The following is a 12,683-nucleotide window of genomic DNA, read 5'->3' as shown; positions in this document are numbered from 1 at the left end:
GGCTCATGCTCAACAAAGGGGGTAGGCTTTGTCACGGGACATACCCCCCCCTAAAACTCATACATACTCACGTGTCATCTGGTGAAATGGTTACCTTGACTGAGATGTAGACCTAATAGCTTAGCTACTCTTAGCACTCCAACAGTTTGGACAATTTGTTCCATTGAATCGATTATCAATAGTGGCTTGCCATTCATGTAAATGTTTACACAACCACCAAACTTTTTTATTACTCTTGGGTAGAAACATTTCTGGTCTAAGTTCATTATTCTTCGCTGGATGCCATTCCTTAACTAACTCCGGACTTTGTACTGCCAAATTATTATCATGAGTTGGTTGTTTCCCACTACAATATGGGCAACCGGTGCCTTGTGGTCGGGTTCTGCTATTTGGGGTTGCTTCCCATTCATGCTTCTTCCCACATTGCCACCAAACTTTGATTTTTGAACCATAGGATAACTGTGTTGGCTGATAACTGTTTTTATTGGGATGCCATTCTTTAAGTAAATCTGGATTCCCTGCAATAGAACTTTTTATTAAGGGGCTAGGGAGAGCGGATATAATTGCATTGTACTCCCCCTCACTTTGATATTCATTTGCACTTATATACTCATCAATCTTTTTTGCATCAATTTCAGTCAGCTCCAATGTCCTCCTTATAAAGGTTAAGACATTAACAATAACAGCGAGGGGATTTCCGTTATTTACATAAGGAATGGAATTACTTTCGTTTACTTCCAATCGATCATCCATAACACGAATTAAAGTAATCCCATTATTACCAAGTAAAATTTGCTTGGCATTATCAGCCTTTTTTCTTTCATCGCTCTGGTGCCAATAAAAGCCATCTACCTCAATCCCTAGTGTAAGGTGGGGAATGTAGACATCGATTTCTCTCGTATGAATTTTTTCTTGCCACAATACATCTTCAAAGATGCTTTTTAACTCACAGTAAAGTCTAACTTCAAGACGAGAGGTTCTGATGTTGCACTTTGGACAATTATGGCCATTAGCTCTCGTATGAACAACGGCTGGCCACTCATGATTCCACTTGCATTGCCACCACACTACTTTTTTTGAGCCGGGGGTTATGTTGTCTGGGGTAAGAGGCTTATTCTTCTCTGCATGCCATTCTGAAATTAAATGAGGGTGCTTTACTGCAAGGTTATATTCTGCAGAAGGCCTTTTACCCATACAGTAAGGGCAATTAGTTCCTTTAAACCTAGCGGCAATATTAGTTTTCCATTCATGCCCTTTTTCACACTGCCACCAAACTCTTCTTTGACTGTTTGGTGTAACCTCAAAAGGTGTTAAAGGGTTGTTTTTCTCTACGTGCCATTCCTGGGCTAATTGGTTGCTTTTAACAGCAAGATTATATTCTGATGTAGCCACTCTTCCATCGCATTGAGGGCACCCTGTACCCATATATCTGTTCCCTGTTGTAGCCTGCCACTCATGACCTTTCTCACACTGCCACCATATTATGTTTTTCCCTCTGGGGGTTACATCAAATGGAGTTAAAGGCTCATTCTTAGTTGGGTGCCATTCTTTGAGCAAATGAGGACATTTAACTGCTAAATTATTCTCCTGAGACAATTTCCTGCCACTGCAAACTGGACACCCGGTTCCTCGGTATCGATTCCCTACAGCAGCCTCCCATTCGTGACCTTTTCTACATATCCACCAGAACTTTTTGTTCGACGAATATGAAACCTCATAAGGTGTCATGGTATTTTTATTTTTATGCCATTCCTCTATTAAATGAGGAGCTTTTTCTGCTAATGAATTCATTTTCATACTTCACTTAGTAATTAATAATTAATTTAACTAATTGAAGGATTTTCAGTATATCAACGGCCTCATATAACCAATGACTGGTTAAATCTCATCCTGTGTAGTGCTTATTTGAATCCCTGCAAATTGAGACAAAACGATAATAAAAACCTTCCACCAAAGACTAGCACACAAAAATGGTGCTCATAGTCCGTGGTGACATTATCACCTTTGTCTTAAATTATCAAACATGAAAAAAGACCCACAGCTCCTAAAATTAGGTAATAAAATTCGAGAAATGCGTAAAGCACATGGGTTCTCTCAAGAAGCTTTTGCCTCTGAATCAGGGGTAGACCGCAGTTATATGGGTAGTGTAGAACGTGGCGAAAGGAATATAGCTGCTCTTAATTTAATTAAAATTGCTCAAGCTCTTAATGTGGAAGTAGGCGAGCTATTTCCACCCATCGAAAGTTTTAAGAACATTTAACAAAAATAGCTATTCGTCGTTGTATAACTTATATCTTGTATAATTAAAATTAGTTTTATGAGGTCATTATGAGCAACGATTTGATTGATATGAAGAAGTCATCGCGATCCCTGAATAGAAAACTTTGGCTGTTAATATTTTTATCCATTATGTCTTTATTAAGTAACATCTGGTTTACATTACATCCCGCTAATAGAGAGAGCAACATAAACCAAGATAAAAATTATTGTCACTGCATGAAAACAGAAAACTGTAATTCAAATTAAATCAGTTTCACCTTTAGTTACCTAACCGCTGAGTCTAATAGTCGCGGGTATATTTAACATCAAGATCAGCACTTAACTGCCGTAGTTCCTCAGACATTCGGCTATCGCTTTCAATGTCAATTTTATTACCATATACCCTCGGCACTAGCTTGCATGCCAACCACTTACGTACATCTACTTTTAACCTTGCTCTATTTATAGCCGATGGATTAGGGACTAATGCCCCTAGCTCATTCACATACTGATCCTGGGATTCATCATCAGAAATTTCTAAAATTTCATCAACCAGCAACTCAATCTGGCATATTTTGGCTTGCGCGTATTGCTCGGAAAATTCAGGATATGCTTTTAACCAAGTGAATAACGTATCTTGACAAGGCCAATGTGAGTGCTCCAAACATAACTTCTTTGTACCTTTACTTGAGGAAGCAATAGTATCGCAAATCTCATTTGCCAAAGTATCGTTATATTTCGTTGGTCTACCTTTTTTCACTGATAATTCAGTCATTTTATACTCCTTGTTTAGCTTGAAATTAATCCATTAACTTTTACTGAATTGCTTGCAGTGCCTTTCAGAATAACGATATAAAGGCATGCGTCCTGTAAACTCTTGAGTCCATTTTATACCTAATTCACAATTACCAATACCCGCACCATCACCAATTTTATCAGGTGTAAATAGTTCACAAGTATTGCAAGTTACCATTTGCAAATCGGGTTGCTCTCCAACTGAAACCGAATTCTGTGATCCTATTTTTGGTATTAGTTCTGAAGGTGGAACTACTGCTAAAACTGCTAATTCTGCTAAGGAGGAAGGGCTTACTATAAATTCCTTAGCAATTTTAGCAGAATTAGCAATAGCAGTTCGTGTTCTAATTTCTTTTCGTAGAGAGTCAATAGTCATCTTTATTCCTCACCGAACCAATAAGCAATGCCGGATTAATTTCAATATAATTATATTTCTGACTAGTAATTAATCTGGCACGGTCAAGATCTTCAAGCTCTTGTAATGCCGCTTTTAATATTAATGATTTTCTAAGACGGTTTGGGCCCAATTGTAGTACTTTAGAAAAAGGAATTTGCTTAATCTTTTCTTTCTGGCAATACGCAATTAACCACTCCTCGAGAAGTAATGCATTTGCTAACTCAGGAGGCAATGTCAATTCTCCAAAGAATCGTTGAGCTTCTCCTAAGTGCCACAATATAATCAGACTGGCTCTGTCAAAAGAATCGTCACCTACTTCCCCATTAAACCCATGCTCAAGTAGATGAAATAGACACGCCAATCGTGCTGCATTGTCAGCAGCTTTGCTGGCTACATCACGAACATCATATAATTCCCCTCCTTTATGTAACTCACTTTCAAGGCCGTCATGAAATCTTACCCATGCTAATTTTGCTAAAGCTGCTAATGTCATTAATTTAGGCGTTAAAATTCCTTCACTATCAATGGGGGGCGATGTATTTAATATTCTGGAGAGCCTCTGATTAAATTCCACCAAACATGGCCAATTATCTGGTGGATCAGTATAGAACCGACTGCCTTGGGTTGATTCAGGCCAAGAAAATAATACTCGGGCAAAGAATCCCGTACCACGAGCTAAATTGCCTAATTGTGATGTAAATTCTCTAATTGTTGCCTCCTGAACCTGAATACCCATAGTCAGTCGGACTTCTTGTGTACCTAATGACGCAGAGGATATGCGATCAGTGGGAACGCTTTTACCATCCCAGCATTGATTATATGTTGCAAGATTCCTCATTACTGAGTCTTTATTCATACCGTGAGCACCAAATACAATACCACCCTCGCTTGATACAATGCTGGCAGATGGCCAAGTAGTACCTAAATTAAGTTTTAATGCTTCTGGTGTAATATCGCTATAAACAAGCTTGGGAACTTTAAGCAACGTTGGTTTAATAAATTCAAGATTGAGTAACTCTTTTTCTTGGATAGAAGTATCATCACCTGCTCCAGCTAATTGACGTATTTTGGTTTTGACACCATCCACTTTAGACTGCCAGGCCGTCAATTTTGCGCTATGTTCTTTGATTAATGGTTTGGCGGTATCTTCTTTGTTTTTCACGTAATCATGAATTGCTCGGGTAAAGAAACCATCGCAAGTTGATTTTCTTTCTCCTGAATCAGCAATAGTGATTAAAAACAGTCCGGTAGGCCCAGATAGTTTTTCAGCACGTTTTATATCAACGTAAGTTTGACCGACCAATGAGAGTGCAGTAATTGCAGATGCTGCAACAAGTGGAATGGGTGCCTTTGTGAAACTCTGTACCTCTATAACAGCTTTTCTTATAGTGTCAGGCAAGGCATCCAAGGGGTATGGTTCCGCTGCAATACTCGATTTTATTGGCTGTGGATCTGGCCAGATATTAAAAACTTTGTTCTTTAAGGTGTCGTTGATCATGGGTTCAATTGCATTCGCTATTGCGCTCTGTACAGTTTCAAGACCATATAATTCAGCCATGTCATTAAAATCTGTTTTATTATCTGGCCTGTTAGTATCAAACGTTGGCACTGCTAATAAACCGTTAACATGCTGCGCAGCTTCAGTCGCTCTAGTAAGCCCAGGATTACCATCTACCTTAAAATCATCATCTGCACAAAGAATAAGAGTTAACTCGGGAAATTTCTCACGCATAACTGTTGCGACTGCTAATAAATTGCCAGCATTAAACGCTACAGCAATTGGATAATTTGTTGCTTCATGAATAGTTGCGCCAGTAGAAAACCCCTCAACGATGCAAAGAACTTTCGCATCTTGAATAGAGCCAATACTAAAATAGCAGCCAGATACCCGACCACCTACTAGGAAGCGTTTTTCTCCATTTTCGTTGATAAATTGAAGTGAATGTAATGTGCCATTTTCGTCCCTCAAAGGGAGCACTAATGCACCGTCAATTTGTTTCGCACTGTGAGTCGTAATCCCTTTCTTTACCAAATAAGCATGCGTGTCAGGGGCGGGGCTTGCTTTTTTCCACATCGACAGTGCTTTAGCTTGAGCTTCGGCTTTAATTAAAATCTCTTCGGCTTGACGTTTTATTTGCATTTTTTTTATTCTATCTCTATGCTCTGCTTCCTCAATAGAAGATAGAGAACGGCCAATATCAGCCCGCCAATTTTGATTTAGCCCTGTACGCCAATCCCCAAAACAACCAGCAGGAATACCATCCGAATATAGTAAATACCATCCAGCTTTATCTTGAGGTTTTCCACTACTAGAAAAGCGATGTATTTTACTATCGCATTCAATTGCAGTTGGTGGGGTTAAGCCCGACTGTTCAATTGCATAACGAAATTGCTCAATAAATTTATGCATGCCGTAACCCCAAACAATGTATTAGTAACTCGGCCCTCTTACCAGAAATTATTTCCCATACAGCTAACCACACAATAATTTTTTTAACTGGGGTAGCTATAAAATAGGGAAGTTTAGAGTAACCTTTTTCCTCAGGAATATTAGAGCCCATAATTATCTCCAATCTACCGGGTCACCACCGTTTTCAATTAATAGGCGAATATCCTCTACACGCCATACTGTAATACGGGAGGAAAGTTTAATCGGTTTTGGAAATCGACCAACTTTAATACCATTCCACCAAGTAGATTTACTAACCGGAATTAAGGGTTTAATTGGAGGAGTAACTTTCGAGTTACCGATAATTTGTGGAAGACGTAAAAAACCTGTTTGTGGCAAATGAGACATAATGGGCTACTCCTGTTTAATAAAGAACAAGAGCATCCTAAAGGGTTTATTTAAAAAAATTGGTGATTGGAAGAGCCTGGACATGATTGTCTTAAGTTGGACGAGATTGTCCTCGATTGGTCATGTTAAGATCTTATTTCTAGTGTCTGCTGGAAACTATTGAACTCCCCGCTTGTAACGTTTAAGCCTTTTTTTAAAGTTTGGAAAATCTAATAGCTCACCTTCTAAAAGCAAAGTCTTCCCCTGTTCAATTACTTGATACTTTTTTGTGGGGTGACAATGCATAAACCTCCAAGCCTCTAAGTCCTCAGGGCATTTCTTATTTAAAGAGATATACTCGGTTAAAAAGTACTTAATTACTTCCGCTGGTATATCAGGCTTTTGAGGAAATGATGGGAAAAAATCATCAAAAGACAGTACGGTTTCATTGCCTTCTTGAATCTTAGGTTTAAACTCTGATTGATTCTCAATTTGCAAAATATTTTCCATCCATGTGTATTTTTCTGCTGCTATAAGCTTAAAAGCAATAGTCATTTTTTGTAATTCAGGATGTATTGGAATACGATTATCCGCAAACCATTCAAGAAAAACTTTTGGAGGACCAGTATCCTCAAGCAACGGATCGCTAAAAAGGATATCCCTTTGTTTTTCAAAATCTTTAATAAAGATTGAGTCTGATGGTGGATCATTGACAGGTCTATTTTTTCTATAATTATTTAGAACATCCATATTAACAATTTTAGGGTTTTTACCAAAACTAAGAGCAAGAGCTTCATCTTTAGTCCAAGTTTTTTTCTGACAGTGGTGAATAAAATCAGCCTTAGCATCAGATCGATTAAAGAAACGGAGCTTATCATCTCGAACAGCAAGCAAGGCCATTACTAATTGCTCACGCCTTTTTTCTTGATCATATTGGGACACCAACTCCTCAAAAGCATATTCTTTCAGGCTGTTAAAATAGGCATTAACCGCATCTAATTGCTTACCATACTCCCCTACACTTGCTTCTATCAGTTCTAAATCTGGAAATTTACGCTTCAACAGGTATTGAATTATTTGTTGGAAGGTCAGTGGCGCATTTTCGTCTTTTTTCCCATCTTTAAATGATTGAGGTAAACTCCATACTTTTGAAGATGCCCAATCGACTAACGACTCAGGAGTAAATAAAAAATTACGTTGGCTCGGAGGGGTGCTCAAATTAATGATTGAATTGACAGGTGTCAGCTTGTTTGCGGCAACGGCATTGTAGAGCAGCTCCCTAAAAAAAGACTCATCACCGATATCTTTGTTATAAGCAGCCAATACTTTTGCAAAGTCATTCTTATACCATCCATCCTCATGCTGCATTTGCCACGCCAAATCATTTATATCCATTTGAAGCTCCATAATTTAAGCTTAACTTTTATTGACTATGATTTCTGTTTTAAGCTTTTCTAAATAATCAGCCCAATCCTGCATCATTTTCTTACGCTCTACTAAATGGGCTGTCCGATTATAAGCGCGCCCATTAGGATCGCGCACAGCGTGAGCTAATTGATGTTCTATCAGGTCAGGACGAACCCCTAATACTTCATCTAACAGTGTCCTTGCAGTCGCCCGAAATCCATGACCAGTTGCTTCTTCTTTACTAATACCTAAGCGCCGTAAAGCTGCCAATATTGCATTATCACTCATTGGGCGGTCATTACTCCGCGCGCTTGGGAAGACATATCGACCTTGGCTAGTTAAGGGATGTAACTCTTGAAAAAGAGCAATTGCTTGTTTAGAAAGAGGAACAATGTGAGGGGTATTAGTTTTGGTAACCATATAACGCCATTCTGCTTTTTCTAAATCAACATCAATCCACTCCGCGCTCCTTAACTCCCCAGGCCGTACAAAAAGTAATGGGGCAAGTCGTAATGCACAACGGACTGTCAGAGTACCCTCATAACCATCAATTGCTCTTAGTACCTCAGCAAAACCTTGCGGATCTGTTTGGGCGGCAAAATGAGTTCCCTTTACAGGAGGCAGAGCACCTCTTAAGTCTTGGGATGGATCACGATCCGCCTTCCCTGTTGCGACAGCATAGCGAAACACTTGCCCACAATTACCCATTGCTCTATGGGCAGTTTCCAAAGCACCGCGCGCTTCAATGCGTCTTATGACCGAAAGCAATGCGGGCGCTGATATTTCAGCAATAGGAGTTGCGCCTATCCAAGGAAAAATATCACGCTCAAAACGACGAATAATTTTATCAGCATGGCTTGCGACCCAATTTGGTGAGTGTTTTACAAACCATTCACGAGCAATAAGCTCAAAACTATTAGCTGCGCGATCAGACGAGGCTTGCTTCATTATTTTACGGTGTTCACCTGGATCAATCTCCTTAGCCAGTAATTTGCGTGCGTCGTCTCGCCTATCACGTGCTAAAGCCAAAGAAACTTCAGGAAATACACCAAGTGAGATCCTTTTTTCTTTATCATTGAACCGATATTTTAGTCTCCACCATGTTTTACCTTTAGGAGTAATTTCAAGATAAAGACCTCCGCCATCAAAAATGCGTTGAGTTTTATCTGTTGCTTTTATATTACGAAGTGAGACAGGAGATATAGGCATTTGGGGGCAACTCATTTACGGCTATTGGAATTGCCCCCAATGTTGCCCCCAAAAATGATGGATGTCAACGGACGAAAAAAGACCTTAATGACCTTATTACTAGGTTAACTATGTTGATTTTAAATGATTTTTGGACTTTATCGGATGGTAAAAAACTTTAAGTTGGTGGAGGCGGCGGGAATCGAACCCGCGTCCGCAAATCCTCTGCCTTTAGCTCTACATGCGTAGCCTTGTCTTTTGGTTTAACTGTGGACACTCCGACGGGCAGGATGGTACACAGCGATTCCCTGAATTTCGCGTCTTAACTCGGGATTCATTAAGAAGCTAGCTTATCTTCTATGACCGTTGATTCGATACCAATAAGCGAGCTCGGTCAACGGGGCACCGGGGTTTAGGCCAGTACACGTTGCTTTTAACTATTGATTAAGCAGCAATTGCTCCATCAACGTTATCAGCGAAGTTTGCATCGTTTGCATTTATATTTTTTGAGTCTGATTTACGAGAGTTCTCATTCTCGGCATGCACTTCCGGTTTCGCAACCCACGTCGAAGCCAGGTCGCCCCCAATTTGTACACTTTAAGTATAACATAAAATGATGGGAGATATGTAATATTTCTTGGGATAGGGAGGATTTTAGGGTGAGAAAACCTGGATGAATACCCATGCAGGCCTTCTCCCCTACTGTCATTAATTTAAGCGCTACTCCACCGTACCGCGGCTTGTCCGCGGTATCCAGAGATCTAAGTTCGGAGTGAGATTCCTGGATCCCGCGGACAAGCCGCGGGACGGCGGAACTCCTTAATTTAACGTGAGTTTCGGATAAGAAAGTTGTTTGAGCCAGTGTTTACCTCGATCCGTTCGGACTGAGGAAGCGCGATAACGCTGTCTCGAAGCCTTGACACTGTACTAAGGCTTCGAGACGAGGCTACCGCCTCTCCTCAGCCCGAACGGCATCGAAGTAACGACTGGATAAAACACGCTTCTTGTCCGAAACTGACGTTAACTTAATGGCTGCGGCCTTCTCCCCACTCCCACTGCCATTAATTTAAGTTTCGATCTTAGCGTAACTTTTTTAATTCGCTTGCGGGAGAGTATTAAATCAGCCGGGAACCGATGCTCGTTATACAGCCGAAGTTCGAAGCAGACTCCATTCCCGGCTGCAAGCAGACCGGGCTACACAAGCATCTTGGTGGCATTCAAGCCTGCCCCCAACTCCAGGGAATCGGCAATTAAATCCTGTGAGCTTTGTTTTGCGTTAATTGTTCCAATATATCATTCGCATCGCTTAATTTTCTTTTCGCATTGTCTAAATCTTGAGATTGCCTGTGTCTAATTAAGTGCAATGCTTCCATTTGCTTTTTCAAAGAGTCTAATTTTCCATCTGTTTCTGCCAATGCATCACTGAGTCTTTGTACAGCGCCACTTGCAGCAGCGACTCTTTCTTTAGCTGCCAGCTGCTCGCTGTCCTCTTGATATAGTGTCTTCAAGATTTTAATGTTTGTAAGATTTTCCAGACGTTCTTTTGCAGGGTATGATTCATATAAGTCGTCATAAAATTCCTTTAAACACTCTTTAACTTTTTCTTCAAACTGCTTTTGATCTAACTCTGGGCTCTCATCAAAAATTTTGAGGCAATCCTGAATCAAGTAAGTATATTTGGCACTAAAACCAGATTTAAAATAATCCTCACCATTTTGTTCATAGCATTCAACACCAGCCGCTCTTGCTGTGTTGATTGCTGTCAGAAAAACCTCAGGAAGGTATTGGCCAAGAATAAGAACATCGGATTTGATTTCATTATTAGTCACGACTGAAGGATCTTGACCAAGCTCATAAAGTGCTGGTCTTAGAAGTTGTGATATTCCTCTATAATGGGTGTTGATGTACTCATCAGACAATTGGGTGGTGAGTTTCTGTAAGACAAAAACATAACGAGCTCTCTCCATTTCAGGATACTTAAGTAATTGCTCTATAAATTTTTCACCAAATGGGCTTTCTAATGACTGCAGGACTCCCGCTTTATGATGTGTCTGTTTATTTAAATGATCTAAAAGATAAGCAAAAGGCGCTACTTTTTTTGGCTTATCATAACCATTAATCTTATTAGGCTGCGCTTCAAATTCTCGCACCATAAAATTAGCTGGCATTTCTTCTATTATTTTCTTTGCATCACGGGACACAGAAGCACTTGCCAATGCATCCAGATAGGCTTGTTGAGTACCCATAAGTTTTGCGATTTGAAACCTGGAAAGGCCGCGCATTTCCATCAGCGCTTTATTGTTTACTAACACTTGATGACGTTCTTTACTATCAAAATAATACTCTATAATTTGTAACACCTCGAATAAGATTTCAGGATCTGTAGTGTTTCCGGTTGATTCTAAAATTAAGGTGATGCAAGTGGCATGCTTATCCGTTAAAGGGTTTTCACTGCTACCTAAATGCTTCCATACCCGATTGACTGTACCTTTGTTTGAAGATTCCAGTATTTGCTTTAGGGTGGCTAAATCATTTTGGAAGAGCCACAGGTATTTATCTCTATTGAGTCCATCAATTATCTTGCCTCGCTTTGAAGCATTAACTATTTTCACGCCTGACTGTATTAATGTATGAAGGTGGCTTGAGTAGTGTGATAAGGGTATCACATGTTCTCGCTCGTTGTGGTTTGGTATCACGGCAGAAACTGTTTCTATCTTATCACCTGCTTTTCTATTATATATAATGACTTCGTCAGGCTGGCTAAGTAGTGTTTGTGCTTCATCATAGGATAAAGGCACAATCGGGAAAAATTCAAATTTAACCTTCATTCCTCTTAACAAGGATATTACCTGGTATAATTGGAAAAATTCTTCAGAATCCAGACTCCAATTAGAGCCTATCTTCTTCATCATAAAATTATAATTTAGTGTGTAATAGCGAGTAATAATTTCTTGTCTTGCTTTTATCGCTTCATTTGAAGTACCTTGTTGATTTAAAAGCGCACCAACACATTCAGCAAATGTTCTACCTGCGTGTACCACTAATTCTGCACTTTCTTTTCTTATATCAGTATTGCGAGATTGAGATAACTCATAAAAAAATTGATGTAACTGACACAATGCCAAGTGGTCTAGCGCGTGCTCCTGATTGTTGACAAACAGTCCATTTTTAGGGTTTGTTAAAGTTTGCAAATACAGTTCAAACCAATAACGTGTTGTTCCTCTGGGTTGTATGCCTGCTTGTTGTCCCATTAGAAAGACGAGTAGTTTACGACCATTGTCTCCACGATGAAGCAAATGCTCGGGTAACCATTCGGTTTGATGACCAAATGTCACTTCAGCATTCGTGGCTTTGAAATTAAATTGTTTCAACAATACAGGCCATAAGCTCTCAGGTTTTTCGAGCATGAAATGAATTTTTCCTTCCAGGCTTCCAGGGATTCTTTTCTTATTTTCAACGTCAATACCTGCAGAGAACTCATGAAACCAGGAAATTTTAACTGTAGGGGCTTTGTCATAATAAGATTGGAAATAAAAATGGGGTTTGAAGAAATCTTTTTTAAATTCTTCCAGGGTCACGAATAAGTATTTCCCATCGCTTTCGAAACGCTTCCTGATGTCTTCAAACAGCTCTTTAGCTGTCCGTGTCATAGCTTTTTTCTTTGTTTGCTTCAAGGACGATTAATGATTCTTTAATGGAGCGTTCTGTTTGTTGTTTCTCACTAGCCGCCTCATTTTTATAGCGGTTATAGGTGCGTTCCGTAAAATAGCGCTTGAATTCAGCTAGCATGGTGATAGAGTGTTTTCTTATATTTTTTTAATCCGCTTACGGGGAGGGCATTAAAATCATTAATGCCCCTCT

Annotated in this window: 10 protein-coding genes and 1 other RNA gene; 1 reads left to right on the top strand and 10 read right to left on the bottom strand. The window is 39.7% G+C overall.

All coding sequences use genetic code 11. The features are described from left to right. Positions 1-120 precede the first annotated feature (120 nt). A complete protein-coding gene (locus B094_RS16545; RefSeq protein ID WP_237762267.1) occupies positions 121-1,791 on the bottom strand; it encodes a zinc-ribbon domain-containing protein in 1,671 nt (556 codons plus the stop codon). Positions 1,792-2,023: 232 nt separating this feature from the next. Here B094_RS16545 and B094_RS0111430 point away from each other — a divergent pair, with 232 nt between their 5' ends. Further along, complete coding sequence (locus tag B094_RS0111430; protein ID WP_006870620.1) at positions 2,024-2,260, top strand: helix-turn-helix domain-containing protein; 237 nt, start codon at positions 2,024-2,026, stop codon at positions 2,258-2,260. 300 nt (positions 2,261-2,560) lie between these two features. On the opposite strand, the gene B094_RS0111425 is transcribed toward B094_RS0111430, so the two are convergent. From B094_RS0111425 to B094_RS17355, 9 genes are all read right to left on the bottom strand, one after another. Then, positions 2,561-3,034, bottom strand: a complete 474-nt coding sequence (locus B094_RS0111425; protein ID WP_018577948.1) for a terminase small subunit-like protein — start codon at positions 3,032-3,034, stop codon at positions 2,561-2,563. Between the two features lie 33 nt (positions 3,035-3,067). Further along, positions 3,068-3,430: a hypothetical protein gene (locus B094_RS0111420; RefSeq protein ID WP_018577947.1), complete on the bottom strand. Its 363-nt coding sequence runs from the start codon at positions 3,428-3,430 to the stop codon at positions 3,068-3,070. Then, a complete protein-coding gene (locus B094_RS17025) occupies positions 3,420-5,861 on the bottom strand; it encodes a DUF3987 domain-containing protein (protein ID WP_018577946.1) in 2,442 nt (813 codons plus the stop codon). Before B094_RS17025 ends, B094_RS0111420 begins: the two co-directional genes overlap by 11 nt. Positions 5,862-6,014: 153 nt before the next feature. Then, positions 6,015-6,248: a helix-turn-helix transcriptional regulator gene (locus B094_RS0111405; protein ID WP_018577944.1), complete on the bottom strand. Its 234-nt coding sequence runs from the start codon at positions 6,246-6,248 to the stop codon at positions 6,015-6,017. 156 nt (positions 6,249-6,404) lie between these two features. Then, a complete protein-coding gene (locus B094_RS0111395) occupies positions 6,405-7,622 on the bottom strand; it encodes a hypothetical protein (RefSeq protein ID WP_018577942.1) in 1,218 nt (405 codons plus the stop codon). A 21-nt stretch (positions 7,623-7,643) separates the two neighbouring features. After that, positions 7,644-8,843 (bottom strand): tyrosine-type recombinase/integrase, encoded by a 1,200-nt coding sequence (locus tag B094_RS0111390; RefSeq protein ID WP_018577941.1) that lies wholly within the window; start codon positions 8,841-8,843, stop codon positions 7,644-7,646. A gap of 163 nt (positions 8,844-9,006) precedes the next feature. After that, positions 9,007-9,407: a transfer-messenger RNA gene (gene ssrA / locus B094_RS17020) on the bottom strand. 665 nt (positions 9,408-10,072) lie between these two features. Further along, positions 10,073-12,472 carry a hypothetical protein gene (locus B094_RS0111380; protein ID WP_018577939.1) on the bottom strand — a complete coding sequence of 800 codons (2,400 nt, stop codon included), beginning with the start codon at positions 12,470-12,472 and terminating at the stop codon, positions 10,073-10,075. Beyond that, entirely contained in the window at positions 12,456-12,611 is a 156-nt protein-coding gene (locus B094_RS17355; protein WP_018577938.1) for a hypothetical protein, read from the bottom strand. The genes B094_RS0111380 and B094_RS17355 overlap by 17 nt, the downstream gene beginning before the upstream one ends. Positions 12,612-12,683 lie beyond the last annotated feature (72 nt).

Source organism: Legionella shakespearei DSM 23087, from assembly GCF_000373765.1.
GTDB lineage: Bacteria > Pseudomonadota > Gammaproteobacteria > Legionellales > Legionellaceae > Legionella > Legionella shakespearei.
This window is presented reverse-complemented; position numbering and strand designations above follow the sequence as displayed.

What these genes read in the sequence shown, in the direction of transcription:
- B094_RS16545 (WP_237762267.1), bottom strand. Translation starts at nt 1,791, where the DNA reads ATGAATTCATTAGCAGAAAAAGCTCCTCATTTAATAGAGGAATGGCAT.
- B094_RS0111430 (WP_006870620.1), top strand. Translation starts at nt 2,024, where the DNA reads ATGAAAAAAGACCCACAGCTCCTAAAATTAGGTAATAAAATTCGAGAA.
- B094_RS0111425 (WP_018577948.1), bottom strand. Translation starts at nt 3,034, where the DNA reads ATGACTGAATTATCAGTGAAAAAAGGTAGACCAACGAAATATAACGAT.
- B094_RS0111420 (WP_018577947.1), bottom strand. Translation starts at nt 3,430, where the DNA reads ATGACTATTGACTCTCTACGAAAAGAAATTAGAACACGAACTGCTATT.
- B094_RS17025 (WP_018577946.1), bottom strand. Translation starts at nt 5,861, where the DNA reads ATGCATAAATTTATTGAGCAATTTCGTTATGCAATTGAACAGTCGGGC.
- B094_RS0111405 (WP_018577944.1), bottom strand. Translation starts at nt 6,248, where the DNA reads ATGTCTCATTTGCCACAAACAGGTTTTTTACGTCTTCCACAAATTATC.
- B094_RS0111395 (WP_018577942.1), bottom strand. Translation starts at nt 7,622, where the DNA reads ATGGATATAAATGATTTGGCGTGGCAAATGCAGCATGAGGATGGATGG.
- B094_RS0111390 (WP_018577941.1), bottom strand. Translation starts at nt 8,843, where the DNA reads ATGCCTATATCTCCTGTCTCACTTCGTAATATAAAAGCAACAGATAAA.
- B094_RS0111380 (WP_018577939.1), bottom strand. Translation starts at nt 12,472, where the DNA reads ATGACACGGACAGCTAAAGAGCTGTTTGAAGACATCAGGAAGCGTTTC.
- B094_RS17355 (WP_018577938.1), bottom strand. Translation starts at nt 12,611, where the DNA reads ATGCTAGCTGAATTCAAGCGCTATTTTACGGAACGCACCTATAACCGC.